19 protein-coding genes are annotated in these 24,325 nt (G+C 61.2%); 9 read left to right on the top strand and 10 right to left on the bottom strand.

Annotated elements, in window-relative coordinates; translation table 11 throughout:
• Positions 1–48 precede the first annotated feature (48 nt).
• Positions 49–1,185, bottom strand: a complete 1,137-nt coding sequence (locus HUU46_17090; GenBank protein ID NUM55365.1) for a M28 family peptidase — start codon at positions 1,183–1,185, stop codon at positions 49–51.
• A gap of 2 nt (positions 1,186–1,187) precedes the next feature.
• Complete coding sequence (gene ald / locus HUU46_17085; protein ID NUM55364.1) at positions 1,188–2,288, bottom strand: alanine dehydrogenase; 1,101 nt, start codon at positions 2,286–2,288, stop codon at positions 1,188–1,190.
• A 141-nt stretch (positions 2,289–2,429) separates the two neighbouring features.
• Between ald and HUU46_17080 the strand changes: the two genes are divergently transcribed.
• From HUU46_17080 to HUU46_17045, 8 genes are all read left to right on the top strand, one after another.
• A complete protein-coding gene (locus tag HUU46_17080) occupies positions 2,430–3,011 on the top strand; it encodes a hypothetical protein (GenBank protein ID NUM55363.1) in 582 nt (193 codons plus the stop codon).
• 6 nt (positions 3,012–3,017) lie between these two features.
• A complete protein-coding gene (locus HUU46_17075) occupies positions 3,018–3,467 on the top strand; it encodes a D-tyrosyl-tRNA(Tyr) deacylase (protein NUM55362.1) in 450 nt (149 codons plus the stop codon).
• Positions 3,468–3,469: 2 nt separating this feature from the next.
• Positions 3,470–5,188, top strand: a complete 1,719-nt coding sequence (locus HUU46_17070) for a hypothetical protein (protein ID NUM55361.1) — start codon at positions 3,470–3,472, stop codon at positions 5,186–5,188.
• A 3-nt stretch (positions 5,189–5,191) separates the two neighbouring features.
• A complete protein-coding gene (locus HUU46_17065) occupies positions 5,192–6,139 on the top strand; it encodes a methionyl-tRNA formyltransferase (GenBank protein NUM55360.1) in 948 nt (315 codons plus the stop codon).
• Positions 6,140–6,143: 4 nt separating this feature from the next.
• Positions 6,144–7,175, top strand: a complete 1,032-nt coding sequence (locus HUU46_17060; GenBank protein NUM55359.1) for a glycosyltransferase — start codon at positions 6,144–6,146, stop codon at positions 7,173–7,175.
• Positions 7,176–7,267: 92 nt separating this feature from the next.
• Positions 7,268–8,485: a right-handed parallel beta-helix repeat-containing protein gene (locus HUU46_17055; GenBank protein NUM55358.1), complete on the top strand. Its 1,218-nt coding sequence runs from the start codon at positions 7,268–7,270 to the stop codon at positions 8,483–8,485.
• A gap of 1 nt (position 8,486) precedes the next feature.
• Positions 8,487–9,572 (top strand): hypothetical protein, encoded by a 1,086-nt coding sequence (locus HUU46_17050; GenBank protein ID NUM55357.1) that lies wholly within the window; start codon positions 8,487–8,489, stop codon positions 9,570–9,572.
• A gap of 723 nt (positions 9,573–10,295) precedes the next feature.
• A complete protein-coding gene (locus HUU46_17045; protein NUM55356.1) occupies positions 10,296–10,886 on the top strand; it encodes a hypothetical protein in 591 nt (196 codons plus the stop codon).
• Between the two features lie 42 nt (positions 10,887–10,928).
• On the opposite strand, the gene pdxH is transcribed toward HUU46_17045, so the two are convergent.
• The 6 genes from pdxH to HUU46_17015 all read right to left on the bottom strand — a co-directional run bounded on the left by pdxH (position 10,929) and on the right by HUU46_17015 (position 17,956).
• A complete protein-coding gene (gene pdxH / locus HUU46_17040) occupies positions 10,929–11,519 on the bottom strand; it encodes a pyridoxamine 5'-phosphate oxidase (protein ID NUM55355.1) in 591 nt (196 codons plus the stop codon).
• Between the two features lie 56 nt (positions 11,520–11,575).
• Positions 11,576–12,820 carry an acetate kinase gene (locus HUU46_17035; GenBank protein NUM55354.1) on the bottom strand — a complete coding sequence of 415 codons (1,245 nt, stop codon included), beginning with the start codon at positions 12,818–12,820 and terminating at the stop codon, positions 11,576–11,578.
• On the bottom strand, positions 12,817–13,845 hold the full coding sequence (pta, locus tag HUU46_17030) for a phosphate acetyltransferase (GenBank protein ID NUM55353.1): 1,029 nt from the start codon (positions 13,843–13,845) through the stop codon (positions 12,817–12,819). The genes HUU46_17035 and pta overlap by 4 nt, the downstream gene beginning before the upstream one ends.
• A complete protein-coding gene (locus HUU46_17025) occupies positions 13,842–15,017 on the bottom strand; it encodes a PQQ-dependent sugar dehydrogenase (protein NUM55352.1) in 1,176 nt (391 codons plus the stop codon). Before HUU46_17025 ends, pta begins: the two co-directional genes overlap by 4 nt.
• A gap of 50 nt (positions 15,018–15,067) precedes the next feature.
• Positions 15,068–16,252: a PQQ-dependent sugar dehydrogenase gene (locus HUU46_17020; protein NUM55351.1), complete on the bottom strand. Its 1,185-nt coding sequence runs from the start codon at positions 16,250–16,252 to the stop codon at positions 15,068–15,070.
• A 159-nt stretch (positions 16,253–16,411) separates the two neighbouring features.
• Positions 16,412–17,956, bottom strand: a complete 1,545-nt coding sequence (locus HUU46_17015; GenBank protein NUM55350.1) for a hypothetical protein — start codon at positions 17,954–17,956, stop codon at positions 16,412–16,414.
• A gap of 100 nt (positions 17,957–18,056) precedes the next feature.
• Between HUU46_17015 and HUU46_17010 the strand changes: the two genes are divergently transcribed.
• Complete coding sequence (locus HUU46_17010; protein NUM55349.1) at positions 18,057–19,229, top strand: hypothetical protein; 1,173 nt, start codon at positions 18,057–18,059, stop codon at positions 19,227–19,229.
• Between the two features lie 8 nt (positions 19,230–19,237).
• On the opposite strand, the gene HUU46_17005 is transcribed toward HUU46_17010, so the two are convergent.
• Complete coding sequence (locus HUU46_17005; protein NUM55348.1) at positions 19,238–20,053, bottom strand: putative Ig domain-containing protein; 816 nt, start codon at positions 20,051–20,053, stop codon at positions 19,238–19,240.
• A complete protein-coding gene (locus HUU46_17000) occupies positions 19,962–24,287 on the bottom strand; it encodes a PQQ-dependent sugar dehydrogenase (GenBank protein ID NUM55347.1) in 4,326 nt (1,441 codons plus the stop codon). Before HUU46_17000 ends, HUU46_17005 begins: the two co-directional genes overlap by 92 nt.
• Between the last annotated feature and the right edge of the window lie 38 nt (positions 24,288–24,325).

The raw sequence follows: 24,325 nt of genomic DNA, 5'->3' as shown, positions 1-24,325 counted from the left end.
GGTAAGCGCCAAACTTCCGCCCGGCGCGGGAGCAGGCGCAGCAACCTATCAGAGGCGCCGCAGGATTGCTTCGGCGTAGCTTGCGGCGGCCGTCACCGTCGCGTAGTCGATGGACCCGGCCCGGTCGCTGTCGTCTTCGTAGGTGTGGTCGCCGGCGGTGGCGGTAATGCTCATTGCCTTGTACCCGCGCGACATCGGCAGGAACGCATCGGAAGGCAGCCCGCGCCATACCAACGGCGTCGCATTGTGCTGCGGCGCTTCTTTGACGGCTGCGTGCAGCATGTCTCGGTCGCCGGAGAATTGTTGCAGCAACCCTTCGCCGGTAACGTAGTGCAGTTCGCCCGATCCGACGTGGTCGACGTTAAGGAAGTAGGTGTTCGCTTTGTCGATTTGGTGCGTCGCCATAAAATGACGCATACCGCTCAGCCACGTTTCCTTGCTGCCGGTAGCGACGAGCCAGATGTCTGCCTCGTCGATCCGGTTCTGCGTGAGGCGCTGCGCCAGGTCGAGCAGCACGGCTACACCCGACGCATTGTCGCTCGCGCCGCGCGTAAACTCGCCGGAATACTCGCACGTAAACAAAGCAACCGCCGCGCACAGCAGCGTCGTCACCGCGCACCAGCGAATGACGAGGTCGTAGCGATGCCCTTCGCTGCCGGTGACGCCAAGCGCCTCGGCCGCGCACGTTGCCAGTACCGCGAGCATGCAGGCCAACACAACAAGGTGCATGGCGCGCAGCCACGGCTGAAACTGCGGCGACGTCACCGCGCTGAATTTCGGCGTGTCGTAATGCGCCGTGATGACGAACAGCTTCTTCGGGCGGTCGCCGAGAATGCGCGCCACGACGTTTTGCGTTTCATACTGCGGAAGAATCAACGCCAACACGCGGTACCCCGAAAACTCGAGCAGATATAGCGTGGACACGACCGCACCGTACCCAAACGCAAACCACGGTTGCCAAAAAGCAAGCAGCGCGACAATGAGGAATTCACCGTAATACGACGAAAACAGCAGCCACGGACTCTCGATCGCGAAGAAGTCGTCAAGCTCCGTATTCGGCGTATGCACCGAGAACCGTTCGCGAATGTACTCCGCCGCCGTACGCTCGCTTTCCGTGCTTGCGCCGCGGTGCGCAAGATTCCCCGCGAGGTATTCGATATCGCGCCGCATCTCGGCCATGCCCATCGCTATACCTCCGCGCAGTCCATGCCGAACGCCTCCGCCACACCGCGATGCGTAACACGCCCTTCATGCACGTTGAGCCCGCGGCGTAAGGCCTTGTCCTCCGCCAGCGCGCGGTCGAGGCCCTTGTCCGCCAGCGCCAACCCGTAACCAAGCGTTGCGTTCGTGAGCGCATACGTGGACGTACGCGGCACGGCGCCGGGCATGTTCGTCACGCAGTAGTGTACGACGTCGTGAACCGTGTACGTGGGGTCCGCGTGCGTGGTCGGTCTCGATGTCTCGATGCAGCCGCCCTGGTCGATCGCAACGTCGACAACCGCCGCACCCGGCCGCATCTGCTTCACCATCTGTTTGGTGACCAGAACCGGGGCGCGCGCGCCCGGAATCAGCACCGTTCCGATCACCACGTCCGCCTGCAACACTTCCTCGCCAACGGTCGCGCGGTTCGACATGAGCGTCGTGACGTGCCCGCCCATAATGTCGTGAACGTACCGCAACCGCGCGGGATCGATATCGAGGATCGTGACGTGCGCGCCCATCCCCACGGCAATGTGGCACGCGTTCTGGCCTGCCGTGCCCGCGCCAAGAATCACAACATGTGCAGGCTTCACGCCGGACACGCCGCTCAGCAGGATTCCCCGCCCGCCGCTCGCCGCTTCCAGACATCGCGCGGCCTTCTGCACCGCAAGCCGGCCGGCGACTTCGCTCATCGGCGTCAGCAGCGGGAGTGCGCCATCGTCGCGTTGGATCGTTTCGTAGCCGATCGCCGTGACTTTCTTCTTCATCAGGTGGCGCGTCAACGCCTCGTCCGACGCCAAATGGAGGTAGGTATAGATAATCTGTCCGGCGCGCAGGCGCTTCATTTCCGGGCCGATCGGTTCCTTCACCTTGACGATCAGGTCCGCGCGGTCCCACACGCCCTTCGCGCCCGTGACGACGCGTGCCCCCGCGGCACGGTACTGCGCGTCGGTAATGCCGCTTCCCGCGCCCGCCGACCTTTCGACGAGGACTTCGTGACCATGCGCGGCGAACGCCGCGACGCCGGAGGGAAGCATGGCGACGCGGTTCTCCCCGGGCTTGATCTCCTTCGGCACACCGACAACCATGAGCGCGTGTTACTCCACCCTGCTACCAAGCCAGTATACGTCGCGCGCGAATCGCTTCGCCAATCCCCGCACAATTCTTTACTCCCCGCTTGAATCGCTGTTATGCTCGATTTCGACTCCACAACATGAACCGGGACCGAAATGAAGAACAATCGATTCGCCCTGCTGATGGCCATTTGCGCGCTCTTCTCGTCCTGTGCGACCGTCCGTCTTACGCAGGACGAGCGCGACGCGCTCAACGTGCTGCAGCGGTATGTGCAACTCGATCGCAGCGGCGCCCGCCTTGATGGGACGAGATACCATTCGATGGCCGAACTCGTCTCGTGGACTGACGAGCCGGGGTGGGACTCCTTCGTTGTATCTCCCGGGCTCGCAATCGGAAGGCCCGTCGCCGCCGGAGAGAAGGTCACCGCCCGGGTTCGCTACGACGTCGAGGGCGTGATGGATGGAGACACGTTCTACCCCCTCGACGCATTGACGCCGGAAGCCTCGGCGCGTTTCGGTATCGGGGATCCCGTCGAATACGTGCTGGTTCGAATGAACGACGAATGGAAAATCGAATCGCCGCTGTTACCTCCGCACGTTGGGTTCGGGGCAACGCGCGCGTTCGTCGAAGAACTTGGCGCGGAGAGTTCGCTGCGCGCGCTGGACGACGCCGAATATCTTGCGAAACTGAAGGGCGCTCGCGCCGGCCACTGCAACTGCGATCGGCTGGATTTCTGACACGCCGTGCGCGCGGTCGTCCAACGGGTGCATGAATCGTCCGTCACGGTGGGTGGACGCGTGGTGGGAAAGATCGGGAAGGGGCTGCTCGTGCTGTTGGGCATAGGCGAATCGGATTCCGAGCAGGACGCCGACTACCTGGCGGACAAGATTGCCGGACTACGTTGTTTCTCCGATGACGACAGTAAGTTCAATCTCGGACTGCGCGACGTTGGTGGGAGCGTGCTTGCGGTTTCGCAATTTACCCTGTTCGGCGACTGCCGCAAGGGAAAGCGCCCGTCGTTCACCGAAGCGGCGCGCCCGGAACTGGCGGTTCCGCTCTACGAACGGTTTGTCGCGCAAGTGCGCGAACTCGGAATCGAAGTGCAGACCGGCGAGTTCGGCGCCCACATGGATGTCTATCTCGTGAATGACGGCCCGGTGACCTTGCTGCTCGATTCGAAAAAGGCCTTCTGATCATGGATGCGATTTGCGGGATACTCGGACGCCGCGATTCGGCCGCGCTCGACGCGATGGCCGCCGCGTTGCGCTCCCGCGCAAACGCCACGCACCGCTCCATCGGGGAGTCTTTCGCCGTTGCGGCGTCGCATCCGATTGACACGGACGTATGTCTATTGGATGGTGCGCCCCGTCTGCAAACCGTCGCGAAGCTGACGCCGGCAATGGTGCAACGGTACTGCGCGGAATCGCACCGGCCTGCGCCGTTGCCGTTCAGAGGCGCATACGCGTGCGCAATCGGATTGGACCGCGGCGCACGGTGGTGGTTGTCGCGCGATCGGCTGGGCAGGCGGCCCCTCTATTACTTCCACGGTGCGGGATTTCTTGCGTTTGCATCCGAATTGAAAGCGCTGCTCGCGTCGGGCCTTGTCCCCAAGCGGCTCAATCTGCTCGCCGTCGACCGCTACCTCACGTTGCGCTGCGTGCCCGGCCCGGAATCGATTATTGCGGGCGTGTTCCGTGTACAACCCGGCGAGGTCATCGAGTACCACGACGGCCGCCTCAACGAAATACCCGCGGCGCCGTTCAATCTGCAACCGCACGAGGAACCGCGCGACGCCGCGGCGCGGCGCCTTCGCGCGCTGCTGACAGACGCACTCGAGCGCGAAGCGCCCGACAAGGTGCTGTGGTCGTCGGGGATCGATTCCGCGGCGTTGGCTGCCCTGCGACCGGAAGCGAGGCCCATTTTCGTCGCCCTCGATCGGGCGTGGCAGGACGAATCGCGGCTCGCCAAGGATTCCGCGCGGTTGATGGGCCTCCCGCTGCACCAAATCCACGCGCGCCGATTGACCGAGGACACCGTACACAAAGCGGTGCGCGCGCTCGACGAACCGCTCGCCGATCCGTCGATACTTCCGTTGTGGCTGATCGCCGAAGCGGCAAGCGAGAACAAGGCGTCGTTCGTGTCGGGCCACGGCGCGGACGAACTGCTCGGCGGATATCCGCGTTACAATTTCTTGCAGAAAGCGCGCGGCGCGAAACGGCTCGTGCCTGCCGGACTGCTCACGGACCTTATGCCGGCGCTTCCGCCGAACGCGTTCATCCGCCGCGGCAGCCGGTATCTCGTGTCCATGCACGACATGCAGGAAACCTACCTCTCGCTCGTCTCCGTATTCGATCGCGGCGAGCGCGAGGACCTTTACACCGACGCGATGAAATCCGCAATCTACGATATGGGAGGCGGCATCCCCGCGGTGCAGGAGCATTTCACCGAAGGCGACCTTACCCGCAATGTGCTTTCGCTCGACTTGCACGTCGGCATTCCGAACTTCCTGCTGACAAAATGCGATCGCATCGCGGCAGCGCACGGCCTGAATTTGCACCATCCCTACCTCGACGACGATCTGCTGGACTTCGCGGTCCGCCTGCCCGCCAAGGCCAAGTATGGCGTGCGCAGCAAGCCGCTGCTCCGACTCGCAACGCGCGGCGCCTTGCCCGCCTCGGTCCGGCTTCGCGCGCGCCGCGACTTCCACATCCCGCAGAGCGGCCGCGCACTGCGCGTAATCGAAGGTGTCGCCGCGCACTGCATCACGCCCGATCGCGTTGACGCCACCGGCCTTTTCCGCTGGCACGCGATCGATGCGATTCTGCGCGAGGCAACGCACAACGTGTATAGACGCCGCCAGTTCTGGGCGCTGGTCATGTTCTTCGCGTGGTACCGCTGCGTGATGGAAGCCTGACGCATGCGTATTGCGATGACCGGCAGCGGCCTCATGGCCACGCTACTCGCCCGCGCAATTCTCGATGCGGGACACGAGATCGTCGCCGTGATCGACAACGGCCGCACGATCAAGGGCTACAAGCGCTGGCTCAACCCACTGCTCGCGTCCATTTTCACGCCGAATGCGGCCGTCAGCGCCATTGCGCGCAAACGCGGGGTGCCAATCGTCTACATCGACAAGATGACCGAAGACGAACTCGCGCCGCTTGCCGCAACGAATCCCGACCTGATTCTAGTCGGCGGCTTCTCAATCATTCTGAAGAAACCTATCATTTCCTTGCCGCGCATCGGCTGCGTGAATTGCCATTCCTCGCTCTTGCCGAAACACCGGGGGCCGAACCCCTTTCAAGCCGTCATTCTAGCGGGCGATGACGAGACTGGTATGACCTTTCACGTGATCGACGAAGGCATCGACACCGGTCCGATCCTCGCGCAGCACCGAATTCCCGTTACGCACAGCGACACCGCCGGCTCGCTCGTTCGCCGGACCTCGAAACTTGCCGCGGAAAAGATCAGCGAAGTCCTCGCGCAAATCGAACGTGACGGACTCAAGGGAACTATTCAATCGCCGGAAGCCGCTTCCTACGATAAGAAACTGGCGGACAACGAGCTATATATGGACTGGACACGCCCCGCGGAGGAACTCGACCGCAAGTGGCGCGCGTGTTTTCCGTTCACGATGGCGCGGTTTCGCTACCGGGGCACGACCGTTTTCATCTCCCGCGCGAAGGCTTACGAGCACGATACCGGCAAACCGCCCGGCACGATTACCGCCGTGCGGCCGTTTGTGCGAGTCGCGACGGGAAAAGGCACGTTTGCGGTAATGATGGGATACACGACCAAGAAGCCGTTGCCCTGGATATGGCCCGGCCTGGCCTGGCGTCCGCCCGTCGGCGACCGCCTCGAGTAGCGTCGTGCCGGCGCCCGTCTCCATCGTCATCCCCGCACACAACCAACTCGACTGCTGCCGCCAGTGCATCGAGTCCATCCAGGCGCACACAAACTATCCTCACAAGCTCATCCTCGTGGACAACGGATCGACCGACGGCGTTTCCGAGTACTTCGATTCGGTGCCGAACGCTGTCGTCGTCCACAGCGAAACGAATCGCGGCTTCCCCGCTGGCGTAAACCTCGGGCTCGCCCACGCAGTGGGCCACGTCTTGTTGCTCAACAGCGACACCATCGTCCCTTCACAATGGCTCGAACGCCTGGCCCACGCGCTGGAAAGTTCTCCCCGCATCGGCCTCGTCGGCCCAATGAGCAATTGCGTATCCGGACCGCAATTTCTGCCTGGTCTCGAATTCACGACCCTCGATCAGATCAACGCCTTCGCCGACGCGCGCGCCACCGAGTTTCGCGGCCGTTTGCTCGACGTCGAGCGCATCGTCGGGTTTTGCATGCTCATCCGCGACGCGGCGTTTCAATCCGTCGGCCTGCTCGACGAATCGTTTGGCGTGGGCAACTTCGAGGACGACGACTACTGCCTGCGCGTGCGTAAGGCCGGCTACCGCGTGTGCATTGCCGAAGACTGCTTCGTGTTCCACTATGGTAGTCGCACGTTTTCCGCAATGGGATTCGACAACGCTCGATTCGGCGAATTGATCGCCGCCAACGAAGCCGCCTTCAACCGCAAGTGGGGCACGGATTCCGACGCCCCCCGCGCAACGCGCGTCGCGGAAAACCTCCTTGCCGAAGCGCGCGGCCTCGAAACGTCCGGCAAACACGTCGCGGCAATCGCGCGGATCAAGGACGCCATCGCCATCGCCCCATACTACGCGCCCGCCTACTTCCAACTCGGCTGCGTCTTGCTTGGGTTGGGCCACAAGCCCCAGGCCATCGAACAATTCCGCCGGGTCCTCCGGCTCGAGCCAAGCCACGCCGAGTCGCTGGCCCACCTGTCTGCGCTGGACCCCGAACCAGAAACCAAAATCCAGAATCCAGGATAGTTCCGGGTTTTCCCAGCGCCCCTTCTCGATATATACTCCCTCCGGAGTACAGGCGGTCGCTGCGCGCAAATGCATTTCACGAGGGAGGTACCATGCGTCGATATCTTGCTGTCATTCTCGCGCTCCTTACTACGGTGTACGCCCACGCGGCGATTCAACCCGGCCCGAACGCCCAAGAGGAGATACAGGAAGCGCTCATCACCGCGAAGCCCGGCTCGACAGTCGAATTGGGCGCCGGCACCTTCGATCTTACGATGGGGCTGTCGCTCGACGTCGATCGTGTCAAGCTCCGCGGCAAGGGTCCCGACAAGACAATCCTGTCTTTCAAGAATCAGAACGCCGGCAGCGAAGGCCTGATTGTCACGGGCAGCGGGGCCGTGCTCGAGAATTTCGCCGTGGAAGATTCCAAGGGCGATGCGATCAAGACGAAGGGCTGCAAGGGCATCACCTTCCGCAACGTCCGAACGGAATGGACCGGAGGCCCGAAGGAAACCAACGGTTCGTACGGGTTCTATCCTGTTGAAAGCGAAAACGTGCTCATCGAGAAGTGCGTAGCGATCGGGGCCTCAGACGCCGGAATCTACGTCGGCCAATCGAAGAACGTTGTTGTTAGAAAGTCCCGCGCGGAGTTTAACGTCGCCGGAATCGAAATCGAAAACTGCCACGGCGCAGACGTCTACGAATGCGTCGCCACGCACAACACCGGCGGCATCCTCGTCTTCGACATGCCGGACCTTCCCATGCAGGGCGGACGCGACGTGCGCGTGTTCAACAACCGGATCGTCGACAACGACACGCAAAACTTTGCGCCCGCGGGCAACATCGTCGCGACCGTGCCCACCGGCACCGGTCTCATGATCATGGCGAACAACAACGTCGAAGTGTTCGACAATACGCTGAGCGGCAACAAGACGACGAACTGTCTGATCGTCAGCTATCTTGCCTCCGGCAAAGAGATCAAGGACCCGAACTACGACCCGTACCCGGAAGGCATCTTCATCCACAACAACACGTTCGGCCCCTGTGGCAATGACCCGCAAGGCGACCTCGGCGGCGCACTCAGCGAACTCGTCGGCAAACCTGTTCCCGACATCGTGTGGGACGGCGTCATCGACGCAAAGAAGCTCGCGAACGGCGAATTGCCCAAGGAACTTCGCATCTACATCGCCGATAATGGCGACGCGGACTTCATCAATTTCGATCTGGGGAACACCCTCGTTGACCCCGCCAAAGCGAAAGTCACGCGCGATATCGCTGCGCACGCCGGCGAACTGCCGCGGCTCAAGCCGATTAAGCTCGCCCGGAGGTAGTATGCGTTCGGTGAAAGTTGCGGCGGTTACGTTGGCCGCGATTGTATTCGCCGCCGTCATCGGCCAGGTCCATGCGGCGCGCAAGACCACGTCAAGCGCGGTCAACGTAAAGCTGGGCGGCAACGCGCCAAAGCTGCTTTCGGAGTACCGCTTCTTTGTCGGCAATCTCGCCGACCTCAATCCCAACGACGGCGTCATTCCCTACGACCTGAATACGCCGCTCTTCTCCGACTATGCGGCAAAATACCGGCACGTGTGGATGCCGCAAGGTTCGTCCGCAGCGTACAACGGCGAAGACGTATTCGATTTCCCCGTCGGCGCGACGCTCATAAAGACCTTCGCGTTTCTACACGACATGCGCGATCCCGCGAAGGGCCAGCGCATCATCGAAACCCGTCTGCTCATTCGCAAGAAGAAAGCCTGGGACGCACTCGTCTACCTGTGGAACGACGAACAGACCGAAGCAACACTCAAGGTCGCGGGCACAACCAAGGACGTCTCGTGGATTCATCACGACGGCTCGCAGCGGTCGTCCAATTACATCGTCCCCAACGTAAACCAATGCAAAGGCTGCCACGTGTTGAATAAGGCATTTGTGCCCATCGGCCCCAAGGCCCGAAATCTGAACAAAGCGTTCGCGTATCGCGACGGCGAGGCAAACCAACTCGATCGCTGGACCCAGGCGGGCTACTTGAGGGGCGCGCCGGCGCACGAGTCCGCTCCAAAGGTCGCGGTTTGGAACGATCCAACGACGGGCTCTGTGGATGATCGCGCGCGGGCATGGCTCGATATCAACTGCGCGCATTGTCACAACCCGCAAGGCCCGGCCAGCAACTCCGGTCTCGACCTGCGAATCAGCCAGCACGACCCCATCAAATGGGGCGTCATGAAGGTGCCTGTCGCCGCTGGGCGCGGTTCCGGCGGACGCCTCTACGATATTGTTCCGGGCAAACCCGACGAGTCGATACTCACCTTCCGGCTCGAATCCACCGAACCCGGGATCATGATGCCCGAACTCCCCCGGCGCCTGGTCGACGAGGATTCGCTGCCACTGATCAAGGAATGGATTGGGGAGATGACGCCGTAAGTCACGCGGCGTTGAACGGATTCTCACCGACTCCGTCGTAATCGAAAGAACCCGCCACGCGGAACGTTGCTACATCTGTCTCACAAGAGAAAGAGAAAACCCCGGCGTGCCTCCCCCGAAGAACGCCGGGGTTCCCTTCCCCCTCGGATCACTGGCCAATACCACCGGCGAGTTAAGTCCCCCAAACTCTCCGCAACCAGTGACCAAAAGCCGAAACGGGGGTGGGCGCCTCGAAACTCCCAAATGATCGGTCTTAGCTGCAAGGCTGTCCTGGTGACAAAGGTGGGATGTGAAGGCTTGGGTTGGTCGAAAAGCGATACCGGACTTGAAGAGGTAGGTGTTCGTTCATCCGGACCGCGATCCTCGCCCCGAGGCGTTCGCGCCCCCGTTGTTGGTAAGATTCAACTGCTGACTTCAACACGTGAAGAGCACGCACCGTGCCAAATGAATATCAAAACGGGCCACTTTTGTAAGCCCCATATTTTGTGTAGGTTAGACGCTGTATCCAATATTCCCGGCACGAATTGAACGGTAGACGACTGCGCAATCGAACACTTGTGCTCAATACAATCGTGCGCACATTCACGACTCTGAACCCGCCCCGACAGCCTCCCCGCCGAATTCGAGCTGTCCGCGATCCCCCGATTGCCCGGGATTGGCGGAACGTGTATAACTCAGCGCGGCAGATCGTAAAGTACGCGGCCTCAACAACGGAGATTCCGCATGAAGTCCGGCGCCACCCAACTGCTCGTCATGTGTATCGCTGCATTTGTGCTTGCTACCGCGCCTGGAGACCGGATCGTCCTCGCCAATCCGGGCGGCGAGAAGGCGAAGAACAAGGTGAAAGACCCCAGTTTCGAAGGCGGTACGCCAAACGATGCGTGGAACCAGTCTTCGACGTTTTGGCCGCAGGTTATCTGCGATGGCGCCTGTACGGATTCCGGCACGGACAATCTCGCGCGCACGGGCGAATGGTGGGCAAGTTTTGGCGGCAACGTAGGCGGCGAGAATGCGTCGCTGTTAACGCAGAAGGTGAAATTCCCAGGCGGCGGCTCGGGCACACTGACATTCTGGCTCTACATCTCGCACTTCAGCGGCAACGGCGAAGATCAATTAAGCGTGTATGTTGATGACGAGCGCGTATTCAAAGTGAAAGACGGCGACACGCAATACGACGACGGTTACACGCGCGTTGATATCGATGTAAGCGCCTATTGCGATGGGAACAAGCACCGCCTGAGGTTCCGCTCAACGTCCGGCGGATCGCCGTCATACGTCCAGTTTCTCGTGGACGACGTGAGCGTCAAGCAATAGTGGAACGCACTGTAAAGGCACGGGCATCTCGCCCGTGCAATCTCAGGGAAAAAGCCAGGTCGTTTCCCACCCGGTAGCCGAGCGCGTGTACACCAGCCGCTCGTGCAGCCGGAACGGCTTCTCCATCCAGAATTCGATGGCTGCGGGAACAACGCGATACCCCGACCAGAATTCCGGGCGCGGCACTCGTCCTACGCCAAATCGCAGTGCGATCTCGGCCGCTCGCCGCTCCAACTCGAAGTATCCCGTCAAGGGCTGCGACTGCTTGGACGCGTACGCGCCAATCTGGCTCTGCCGGTCGCGCGACGCGAAATATGCGTCCGCTTCCTCGTCCGGCACCAGCTCTGCCACGCCTTCGATGCGCACCTGTTTGCCCAGCGGCATCCAGTAGAAATTCAGCGCGACGCGCGGGTTCGCCTCGATTTCCTTTGCTTTGCGGCTGCCCAGGTTCGTGTAAAATACAAACCCGCGGTCGTCTACGCCCTTGAGCAGTACCATGCGCGACGACGGCGCGCCATCGGGAGTGCACGTCGATAAACACATCGCAGTCGGCTCGCGAAGCCCGCACTGCTTGGCTTCCTCGAACCACGCCTTGAAGAGATCGATCGGATTGTCGGCTCGTGCTATCGACATACTGCTCCCGTTGGCAATTCACCTGCTGAATCCATTCGGCGCGATTGGCGCGGCCGTTACGCCACCGCCGGCTTGGATACCTTGCGCGATCCCACGAGGCGGGCCGTGTCCCGTGCAATAACCAGTTCCTCGTTCGCGGGGATGACGAAGACCGCGACCAGCGAATCGTCCGTCGTGATCGACCGCTCGTTTCGGCTGTTGCGCGCGGGGTCGACTTTTATTCCCAAGTGCGAGGCGTACTTCAGAATGCGCGCGCGCATGTACGGGTCGTTCTGCCCGATCCCGCCTGTAAACACGATCGCGTCGCAGCCGCTCAACGCCATAATCGATCCGCCGATGAACCGCGCCGCGCGGTACGCAAACATATCCAGCGCGAGTTGGCAGGCGTCGTCCCCGGCGCGCGCCAACTCCTCGATCTCGCGCACATCGTGATGGTGGCAAATCCCTTCAAACCCGCTGCGCTTGTTCAACGCGTCGTCCACTTCCTGCACCGACATCTTCATTTCCTTGATCATGAACAACGGAATGAACGGATCGAGATCGCCGGGCCGCGTCCCCATAATGACACCCGCCAACGGCGTCAGCCCCATGGTGGTGTCGATGGACTTACCGCCCTGCACCGCAGTGATGCTGCTCCCGTTGCCGAGATGGCAGCTCACAATCCGGGTCTGCTCGATAGGCTTCTTCAGAAGCTTGGCGGCCTCGTGCGACGCGTACCGGTGCGAGGTCCCGTGAAACCCGTACTTGCGGATGCCGTGCTCGCGGTATAACACGTCGGGTATGCCGTAGCGAAACGCCTTCTCCGGAATCGTGCGGTGAAACGCCGTGTCGAACACCGCCGCCTGCGGCGTGCCGACGAACGTCTCCGCGCACGCGCGAATGCCCAGGAGCGCCGGCGGGTTATGCAGTGGCGCGAGGCGCGCGCACCGCTCGATGCCCGCGATCACCTCATCGTCGATTAACACGGATTCCGCGAACTCTTCTCCACCGTGGACCACGCGATGGCCAATCCCCGCGATGTCCTCGATACCTTTTACAAGTACACAATGGTCGCTCTGCAATAGTTCGCAGATCATGCCCACCGCGCGCTTGTGGTCCGGCACGTCCAGCTTACCCGGCTCGCCGAACATGCGCGCCGCGCACCGCGGGTCGCTCGGGAAACAACAACTGCACTTCAAGTCCGCGGCCTTCGAGCCGATTCGCTCGACCATGCCGCTCGCCAACTCCTGATTGATGCCGTCGACTTCGTATACCTTGAACTTAACGGAAGAGGAGCCGCTATTGAGTACCAATATCTTCATATGACGCTTTCCGGCGCGGCATGTTTGGGCGCCGCCATCTGTGATTGTACTACGGTGATGGCTGCAACTCCCACAATGTCCTCGGCCGAACATCCGCGCGACAAATCGTTTGCCGGCAGCCGCAGCCCTTGAAGAATCGGGCCGAACGCCTTCGCGCCGCCAAGCCTTTCGACCAGTTTGTAAGCAATATTGCCTGAGTTCAGATCGGGGAATACCAGCACACGGGCCTTCCCCGCGACAGTACTCCCCGGCGCTTTCTTCTTCCCGATCGTTTCAACCAGCGCCGCATCGCCCTGAAGCTCGCCGTCAATCCGAACCGAAGACGAGGCGCCAAACCGTTCCATAACTTTCGACTGCGCGATGCGCGTCGCTTCCACCACCCTGCGCGTGCTCGCGCTGTCTGCCGATCCTTTCGTCGAATACGACAGTAGCGCCACATTCGGCTCGATTCCGAACGCAAGCGCGGTCCCCGCCGTTGATAACGCGATCTCCGCAAGCTGTTCCGCGCTGGGTTCTTCGACCAATCCACAGTCGGCGAACAAATATGCCGTCTCGCCGACCAGCATGAAAAAGAAACTCGAAACGAGCGACACGCCCGGCGCCGTCCGCACAATCTGTAGCGCGGGACGTAACGTGTCCGCGGTCGAGTGAATCGCGCCCGCCACCAGACCGTCGCCGCGCCCCTTGTGCAGCATCATGATCCCGTGGACAAGCGGATCGAGCATCGCCTGGCGCGCGGCGTCTTCTGTCATCCCCTTGGTTTTTCGCAGCGCGTAGTATTCCGCCACAAACTCGTCAAGCCACGGCGCACGCGACGGATCGGCGATTGCAAAGCCGGGAGATATGTGAAGCTGCTCCAGGCGCGCGGAGATGGAGCCTTCGTCGCCAAGCAGGATTACCTGCGCGAGACCCCGTTCGCGCAACGTCGCCGCGGCATGAAGCGTACGGTCGTCGTTCGCCTCCGGCAAAAGGATTCGGCGAGGGTCCGCGTGGGCCTTCGCAAAGATTTCGTCTATGAAACTCACCCCGAAATTATCTTGTATATCTCACCGTCGTCGCGATCGACGATATACAACTCCCCCGCCGAGTCCTCGCCAAACGAGGCCGGCTTATTGATGCGGGCAAGACCGGGCGGATCGAGTTCATCCGTGCGTTCCGAGAATTCCGTCACATCGTCCCCGTTATATTTCAACGACCAGATTCTTCCCCGCGTGTAATCCGCGAAGAAATAGGTACCACTCAAGCCAGCAATTGCCGTGCCGCGATACACGTATCCCCCGACAACCGCCGTTCCGTCAAAATGCGTATAGTCCAAGATTGGCGGCGTGTATCCCGTGTTGCCGCCGCACGAACCACTGCCGCCTCGGCACGCAAACCCTTCCGCGACTTTCCACCCGTAGTTCTCGCCGCCTTCGCTCGTCCCCGTCTGGAAATCGATCTCCTCGATTGCGTCCTGCCCCACGTCCCCAGCGTACAGGTCCCCGGTCTGCCGGTCGAATGACCAACGCCACGGATTGCGCCAGCCGTACGTCCAGATTTCGCCGAGCGCACCGCCGCCTTCGCCCACGAACGGGTTCGTCGACGGAACGGTATATGGGAGGGCGCCATCCACGCCGATTCGCAGGAACTTGCCCAGCAACGTGTCCAGGCGTTGGGCCGTATTGTAGGGATCGTTTGCGCTGCCGCCGTCGCCGAGGCCAACGTACAAGTAACCGTCGTTCGGGCCAAACGCAATCATTCCACCGTTGTGATTGCTGAACGGCTGCTCGACAAACAGTATCTTCGCGCGCGTTTTCTTTTTCACCGCGTCGAAACTCTTGCGCGCCTTATACCGCTCGATTCTCGTATTGCCATTGTTGTCGATGTAGCTCACAAAGATGTACCGGTTCTTCGCGTACTCCGGATGAAACGCCATTCCCAACAGGCCTTGCTCTCCCCCGTCGTCCGTGACGCGATTGTCAATGTCCAGATACGGGGTGCCCACTGGCGATCCGTTCTTGATCAGCATGATCCTGCCGGTCGACTGCTCGAGGACCATGAGGCGCGTTGGGTCGTTAGGCGGAGCGGTGAGAAAAACCGGATCGTCGAATCCGGACGCCACCAGTTGCGATGCGATCTCCACGCTGCCCGCCCACGCGGAACACGTAACCAGGCCGGCCAGAAACAAGTTCACGGGCACGCGAACCACAAACTGCATGGTCATTACCTCGCGTAATCCCGCACACGGCGTTCAGGCCTTGTCGCGCGTTACGGGCGGGGAACTATCTTGTAGAGCTCGCCGTCGAAGATATCGACGATATACAACTCACCGTCGGCATCCTCGCCAAACGACGATATCGAGTTTATCGTATTCGTGCCGTCCGGCTCTAACTCGTTGGTATGGTCTTTGAGATCGGATACGGCGCCGCCGTTGTTCACAAACGACCAAATCGTCGTGAATCCGTGGTCCGCAAAAAAGTATCTGCCCTGTATCTCTGGAATCGCACTGCCGCGATACACATACCCGCCAATCACCGCATTGCCGTCGGTGTGGAAATACTGGTGGATCGGCGGGGTGAATCCAGCGTTCGTTCCACACGTGCCGCCGCCCCCGAGGCATTCAAGCCCCTCCGCCGTGTTCCAACCGTAATTCTCACCACCCGCGCTCGATGCGGGTTGAAAATTGATCTCTTCCAACCAATTCTGCCCCACGTCCCCGATGTAGATGTCACCGGTGAGCCGGTCGAAACTGAATCGCCACGGGTTGCGCAGGCCGCATGCCCAGATTTCCGGTTTCATGTTCGCCTGTCCGATGAAGGGGTTTGTCGCGGGAACCTTGTACGGCTTGTCCTTGTTCACCTGTATGCGCAGCAATTTCCCCAGCAGCGTGTTCTTGTCCTGCGCATGACCAAAGGGGTCCTCTGCCGGCCCGCCGTCGCCGCGTCCCATGTACAAATAGTCGTCCGGGCCAAACGCCAACATGCCGGCAAAATGGATGTTTTCCGTGCTTTGCGTTTCCAGAAGGACAGTTCCGCTGCTTTTCTTTGCCACGTCCGGGTTCGACCCGACCTTGTACGCTTCAAGCACACTGGCGCCAAAAATGTCCGAGTAGCAAACGTAAAAGTACGAACTGCCCGCGCCAAAATTCGGCGGGAACGCCATACCGAATAGCCCTTGCTCCCCGTCCCGGTCGGAACTGACCTTGTCGCCAAGATTGAGAAATGGCTTCGAAAGTACCACGCCATTTTTGACCAGTTTGATTTTCCCGGAACTGCGTTCCAGCACGAAAAGCCGCGACGAATCGTTGGGATCGCTGCATACGTATGTTGGCTGTTTGAACCCGGAGGCGACCAACTCTGCGGCGATAATTTTGGCCGCGAGGGCGGGAAAGGAGATCGTGAGAATTAAGGAAATTAACGCGACGCGTGGGTAAGACCTGCGCAGGGGAACCATTGTCGTACTACTCCTTGATCGACGGCGGGAAGACTACTCTGGCTCTACCAGAGTAGCACAATATTCCCATTTTTGTAAACTGATTACTTCCAGCCCCCAAAATTCCCTCGCGTTCCACTATTTTACCTCAGTTCCGGGCGAAACGTGACGGGCAGGAGTTCACACTGGCGGCAGGACCATGCAAGCGATCCGCCGGAGCGCGTCCAGTCTGTCTATCGAGGCGGCGGCAAGCACATGGCAGAGTTCCGGGACCTCCGCCAAAGCGCCGTCGCGGATTCCAATCGCGGCGGCGTGACGCGCGTCCACCGAGAACATCCATAGAATCTCGGCGGCATACGCCGGGGCGCAGATTTCCTTCTTCGGCCTGCCCCGTTTGAGTTGGGACAGCACCTTTTCGATTCGCTGCGCCGAAGAGGACGTTAGCGCAGGGGATCGCGGCGTGAGTTCGTGGACGAGCGTGGCTGCCGGCGCAACGCCCAGCCGCGGCAACAAGCGGCGTTCGAGTTCGTCTTCGAGTACGCCACCCAGGATCAATTCCTCCGGCGGGACTGGACCTCCCGATTTCAGAAGCCGGAGCATTTGTATCGACCGTGGCGCAAACGTGTCCCAACCCGGTAGCCATTCATCGAGAGCTCGTGCCACTTCATCGGGTATGGCGATAAGCAAATAGATTTCCTCCGAAGAAGAATCCAGGGCCATCTCGCCACCGTGACGTGCGACGCCACGATGCACACTCGGAAGATACATTTCGACTGCTTCGCGCTCGTGAGCACCGCTGAGCTGGAAACTCAGGCTCATGATCCGTTGCGGTGCGTCGTACGTGATTTCCAGCCGCATCGAACCGCCGTGTGTCAACGCCGCACGGCCAAGCGCGCCCAACGTGCGAAACAGCCGCGCAATCCGGTTGCGACGGACCAGTATCGGCGGAATGCCCGGCGCGACGGTCACGTGCAAGGGCGCGACATCGTCCGGCGCGGCGGCGGGAATTGCCTCACGTACGAGCGCTACAGGATCGCAGGGCGCAAGAGAGTCATCCTGTGCGTCGAATTCGTTCAGGATATGGTTCAAGCAATCGTGAAGTGCGCCCATATCCGCCGAGGCAAACTCTTCCGTCGCGAGAATGCGCGCATGCTGCTCCGCCGCGCGCAGCGCCGTGATAATCGACTCGCACCCGGTGGGTACGTCTGGACAGGCGCGCACTCCCTTCAGCCGCAAATCCAGTTCGCCTTTTCGTGAATCGATTCGCCCGCCACGCGTCGCGCAGGTCCACAACGCTTCGCATTCCGAAAACGTCAACGTCAAGTCGAACCCGAAATCAATCCGATCCGGAAAACGCCCGGGACCATCGATGGAGAACCGCCAAGCCGGGACGGTGTCGCACTCGACGAGGTTCGCGCAAAGCAGCGCGTCGTGCTCCAGCACCGCACTGCGCAGCAGCGCGCGCGCTATCGACGCAATCCGTTCGATATCGCCCGCAAGGTTCGGCGCGCGCCCACCCGACACCTCGACCGGACGGCCCGCGGATCGCGCCACGCGCGCAATCAATTCGGCGGGGCTGTATTCGGCGTGTTCCGGCGGCCGGTGGAGTTCGGCGAAATCGGCACAGGCCCGTAGCGCGGCGTGCGCGCCCCGCCAGTCCCGCTTCAGCGCCGCGGCATGCCCAACGCACACCACATGCTCTATGCGTTCAAGTGCGGCGTTCATAAGAAGCGGAATACTACCGAACCAACCGGCGGCGCCGCCATTCGATGTTGCGCAAGTACGACAGACTACGGTATGACAGCGTTACTCGGAGCAGCACACGATGGAGCGTACCGCCCAGCGAATTCGCGTCCGGCCGCGCACGTTCGACATCTACGACTGGACCTGCGTCGAGATGACGCCCCAGTCGATCGTTTTCCGGCCCGGATCGGCCACGCTTATACGGCGGCTCGGCGCCACGCTCATCGCTGCGCTCCTCATCGTGCTCATGTCCGCGTACGTTTTCTCATCACGTTTCACCCAGAGGCAACAACCGCAAACCTTCGAGTCCGATCGGCGCGAATTACAGTCCGCAATGGATTCGCTTCGCGAATCGATGACTCCCGGGGAATGGCAGCGCATCCAGGACGACGCCGCGCGCACGCGCGCCGAACGCGAGGCCCGCCAGAGTGCGCGGACGGAACGATACGAAACAATCCGCAGCGCGGGGTTCGCGGTGTACGGCGTCATATGCGGACTACTCGCGATGATGGGAATCTATTCGCCGTCGAGCGCCTTGTGGCATCGCGTGTCGATCTTCGTCAGTGGCCGGAATCAAATCACCGTGGCGTCGCGCGGACTCTGGACAACCACCAACCGATTGTCCATCGACCGCGATACACGCGTATGCGTGCGCGTCGTGGAGCGGCTGCGGCGGCGGCGCCACGCGCGTATGTCGCGGCTTGGATACCGATGGACCGTGAGCATCGAACCGGCGCCGGGCCTCGAACTCCTCGGCGCTACGATGGAACCTCTATCGTTCGACATTCACCATCAAACGGATCGGCCCGTGGAGGAAATGCCGTTGCCGCCGCGCGTGCGCCAGTTCGTGGAAGGGATTCAGCGCATGACGGGGCTCTTGCCCGAGCCGCTTGTCATCATGGATTACGAGGCATCGAGCAGCTTTTTTGGTGGACGCGGACGATTGGTTTCGAGCCGTTCGACGCCAGTATTCTCCGCGAAGACCTACGTCAGCGAACCGGTCGTATTGTCGCGGACGATAAACGTCGATGAGATGTCCCCGGAAATGCGCGCCCAGTTCGAGTCGTTGCGCGCCCGTGCGCGACCCGATGAAGTCATAACGGCCGAAATCACAACCACGGGCGGCCCCATTACATACCGGGACCAGAACGGGGCCGTACACACCTACCAATCGCTCGACGAGATGCCCGAAGACGTGCGCGCGATATTCGCCATGATGCGTCGCGCCGCGGACAGTCCGCACGACGATCGCTAAGGCCCGTGTCAGGGCGACAGCACCGTGATGTCAAATACCCGTTGACTGCTCAGCGGCGGGTTTCCGTGATCGGTCGCGATGATCGTGATGTCCGAATGCAAGCCAATGTGCGACGTATTCGTCTGCCACGTAAAGAAACCGGTGCCATAGTTGTCGCTCGTATACGTCGCGCCGGGCGGCAAGTTCTGCGCGGTGAGCGTCGGAATATCGCCGTCCGTGTCCCAAGCGCCGATGCGCAAATTGACGAACGCCCCAGCGACCACCGTCGTGTCCCATACGCCGTCCATCTTCGGAGCCACATTGCCGCCCAGCACGCTAATCGGAATGATCGACGAGCCGCTCATCGGCGGCGATCCGGCGTCCGTGGCCACGATCGGGATTTGGTGCGACCCTACTTGCGCGGCAGTCGGGAACCACTCGAAGTAGATGCTCGAATAGCCGGGATACTGAATCAATCGCGCGCCTTCGGGAAGGCTCGGGCTGCTGTAAAGCAAAGCACTGCCTTCTGGGTCCGTCGCCGTAATAAAGAACCCAACGCCATTGCCCGCCGTCACCTCGCGCCACCAAATCGTTTGGAACGCCGGTGGAAGATTGGTGCTTGTCGTCACGGTAATCACGGACGATTTCGCGTCCGTAAGCGATCCGTCGCCCGCCGTGAACGAAACTGTGTATGGCGAGCCAACCTCCGCGCCGGATGAAGGCGTCCACGTGAACGTGCCCGTGCCGTTTCCGTTATCCGCGAATGACGCGCCGCTCGGCAATGACTGCGCACTCAGCGTCGGGACCGTTCCATCCGGGTCGCTCGCATTGACCGTGAACTGCAAGAGTTGACCCACCACCGCCGTCTTGTCGCCAATAGTAGCGACAACCGGCGCCCGGTTTGTGTTCGTCACCGTGATCGTCGAAGACTTCGAGTCCGACAACGTGCCGTCGCTCGCGGCGATCCGACAACGTGCCATCGCTCGCGGTGATAGTCACGGTGTACGGCGATGCGCCTGCCGCATCGAAGTTCGGCGTCCACGTGAACGTGCCCGTGCCGTTTCCGTTATCCACGAACGACGCGCCGCTCGGCAACGACTGCGCGCTCAACGCCGGAATCGTCCCGTCAGGATCGCTCGCCGACACATTGAATTGCAGCAGCGCGTTCTCCGCCACTGTCTTGTCGCCCACAACTGCCATCTCCGGCGCGCGGTTCGTGTTCGTCACCGTGATCGTCGAAGACTTCGCATCGGATAGCGAACCATCGCTAGCGGAAATCGTCACGGCATAAGGCGATCCTTGCGAAGCGTTCGCGTCCGGCGTCCAGGAGATCGTGCCCGTACCGTCTCCGTTGTCCACAAACGAAGCGCCGGCGGGAAGTGTCGGCGCGGAAAGCGCCGGTGTCGTCCCATCGGGATCGGTCGCCGACACGCTCGCAGACCATACTTGCTCCTCGGCGATTGTGAACGGCCCAAACGCAGCAACTACCGGCGCGCTGTTTCCCGGGGAAATGGTTATCGAAACTGTTTCGCTGTGCGTCAGTTCTCCGTCGCTTGCGGTAAACGTCACGAAATACGGCGAGTTTTCGGCCGACCCCACCGGGGGCAACCAGTGAAATTCTCCTTCACCCTCGCCATGCTCGTGGAACTCCGCGCCGCTCGGCATATTGCTTGCCGACAGCGATGGGACCGTCCCATCGTGGTCGTGCGCATAAACATAGAATGCCAATGGCACGCCTTCGACTCCGCTCTTGCCGCCAATCGTTTCCACGTGCGGCGGCGTATTCGGGCTCGAGACTGTGATCTCGACGATTTCGCTGTCAGAATCGGTCTCATCCGACGCGCTAAACGTAACAAGGTACGGTGAGTTCTCGGCATCGCCCTCCGCCGGCGTCCACGCAAATGTACCCGTACCGTTTCCGTTGTCGATAAACGTCGCTCCAATCGGCAAATCGAGCACACTAAGACTGGGCGGCCCGCTGTCAGGGTCCGTGGCGGTCACGTCGAACTGCAACTGCACGCCCTCGACGGCGCCCTTCGGACCGATCGGATCGAGTACCGGCTCGCCGGACAAGACAACCACATTGACGTTAAACATCGCTTTGTATGTCAGCGACGGCGTAACCGAGTCAGTTGCAATGATCGTTAGACCGGAATGGTTCCCGGCGTCGGCGGCGGTAGTCGGCCACGAGAAGACGCCATTGCCGCCGCCGGTCGGCGTGAATGTCGCGCCAGCGGGTAGGTTCTGTGCTGTCAGCACTGGAATGGTCCCGTTCGGATCGTATGCGAATACGTTAAGCGTGAGCGTGTCCCCGGCCGGTATTGTGCTCGACGGGATCGGATCGATAACTGGGGCATTGGCCGAACCTAGCACGGTAATTGTGAACACGCGCTCGCTCGTCAGCGGCGGTTCGCCATGGTCCACTGCATATACGCGAATGCCGGTGTACACGCCCACGTCCGCGGCCGTCGTCTGCCACGTCAAGAAACCTGTGCCCCACCCGTCCTCGCTGTAGTTCGCGCCGGGCGGCAGGTTTTGCGCGTAAAGGTCGGGGACGTCGCCGTCCGTGTCCCACGCGCCGATGCGCAGGTTGAGAAAGTCGCCTGCGTTCACGGTGGTGCTCCACACCGCGTCCATCGCCGGCGGCACATTGCCGGACAGCACGTGTACGACCAAATTGTCCGAAACGCTCAATGGCGGAACGCCATCGTCCGTCGCGGTAATCGTGATAACGTAGTCACCCGCCTGACCGGATTGCGTCTGCCACTCGAATCCCCACTTGCCATCGGGGTAGTGCATGATTTGCGAGCCTTGGGGCATATTCACCGCGCTCACTGACGTGATGCTGCCATCGGGGTCCGATACAGGTACGTACGTCCATACGCTCGAACCTTGCGTGACGTGCAACGGCCAAAGCGGCCCAATCTCGGGCGGTTCGTTTGTCCCCGTCGACACCGGCACAAAGTTGGCAGCAACTGTCATCGGCGACGTCGTAAAGTTGACGTTATGCGACTGCGCCCCGCCGTCGGACCAACTCGAGAAGACGTAGGCTTGTTCACCGATCGCTTGAGGTGACGGCGCGGTGATCGCCGTTTGGCCGTTGACGATTACGTCCTTGACGAGCGGCGCTGCCTGTGTCTGCGAGAACGCGCCCACGTACAAGCCCGGTGGGTTGGTCTGCAACGTCAGCGTCGTGAGTTCGGGCAGCAAATCTCGCGTCACCGTTACGGAAAGGCCATTCGGACCGGGTTCGGTCGCTGTCAAGCGGAGTTGGAGATATGCGGGATACTCGTGATCGACTGCCAACACGTCGCCTTCGGAAATTCCTGTTTCATCCAGCACCGGGTGCTCGTGACAGTCCGAGAAATCCAGCGTCGCGCAGTGGTACAACACGACTTCCCACGAAAGCTGCGCCGCGGGCATCGGTCCCGTCTCCGGGTCCGTCGCCTGACCGCCAAACGCGATAACGTCGCCAACGCGCCACGTCGCGCCTTCCTCCGGGAACAGTATCTCCGGTACGGGCGGCAGGTTGTTCACGCTAATCGTCACCGATTGCGTGTCCGACGCGCCGTTGTTGTCCGTCACGCGCAACTTCGCGGAGTAGTTGCCGGACGACGTATAAGTGTATTGCGTGTTCGCGGAGGCGGCGTCGCCAAACACATCGTCGCCGTCAAGGTCCCAGCTATACGAAATCGTGTCGCCTGGGTCAGGATCGAACGACGCCGATCCCGTAAACGTAACCGTCACCGGCGCATTGCCGCTCGTCACACTGGGCTGAATGACCGCGATCGGCGGGTTGTTGCCCTGGAGATACCGAATGCGCCGCACGCGGCTGTTGCCGTAGTCCACGAAATAGATTTCGCCCGCCGGTCCCCGTTGTATGTCAACGACGCCGGCCCCCGTCGCGATGAACGTCTGAATATTCGCGGGGTTCGGCGTCCCGTTGGCGTCCGGGAACATCACTTTGATCCAGCCTGCACCGTAGTCGCCGAAGAAAAGCGCGCCGTCGTACTCGGGCGGGTAGTTGCCTCCCAAGTAAAACGTCGCGCCCGTGATCGCCGCGCTTCCCGCGTGTTGGTAGGTATAGAACGGCGCAGTCGCCGTGCCTTCGGCGTACAGCGCCTGGAGCAGCGGCAAGTTCGCGCCCTGATATTGCGGGTGCGGGTTGACGCCTTCATACGCCGGCCAGCCAAAGTTTGGAACGGGGTTCGGAAACGGATACGGCACCCGGTTCAATTCTTCCCATTGCGTCCACCCAACGTCGCAAATCCAAACGGAATTGTTCGTCGGATGTATCGCGAACCGGTACGGATTGCGAAGCCCGTACGCGAGAATGCGATCGTCGTTCGACGCCCCACCCTCCAGCGGATTTCCCGGCCACGCCTCGCCCGTATCCGGATGAACGCGCAACAGTGTCCCATCGAACCCAAGCGGATCGGACGTGCTGCGGATGTCTTGACTGCGCAAGGCGCCGCCCTCGTTCACGGGATCCGGCACATCGATTCCACCCAACGGACTACCGTCCGGATTGTGCGGTTCCGTCTGTCCCCAGTCAGGAAAATCGTAGCTCGCGCCGTCACCGGCGGTGACGTATAAAGCGCCTTCCGGACCAAACTGTAAGTCGCCTATTGAATGGCTCGGGTAAACTTGCGCCCAGTCTTCCAGCAGCACCAGTGGATTCCCCACCGACTGCATGGTTGACGTATCGAGTGTGATGCGCAACAGGCGCCCGCCCGGGACCCCGCGCAGCGCGTGCAACACATAAATGTACGGGCGCGTCGGAAACTGCGGATCGACTGCCAGACCCAGCGAACCATGATCGTGAAACGTCCAAATCTGGTTGGAGAGATCGATCACCAGCGTCGGAGTCGTGTCGTTGATATTGTCGTAGGTGTAAACCTTGCCCCACTTCTCCATCACGAACGCGCGGCCCGACGGTGTAAATCGCACTGCTACCGGCGCGGAAAATCCGGAGGACCAAACCGTGCTAACCTGAAATCCAGACGGTTGCGCGGAGACTATCTGCGAAATGAACGCGAACGCAACGACGCTCAGCGAATGAAGACACGGCCTTCTCACGATCCCACCTCCACAACTGCCCCGGCGGTTTCGATATC

This window comes from Candidatus Hydrogenedentota bacterium, assembly GCA_013359265.1.
In the GTDB taxonomy this organism is placed as follows: Bacteria; Hydrogenedentota; Hydrogenedentia; order Hydrogenedentales; family SLHB01; genus JABWCD01.
The sequence above is the reverse complement of the archived record's forward strand: the minus strand, read 5'-3'. Positions and strand labels throughout refer to the sequence as shown.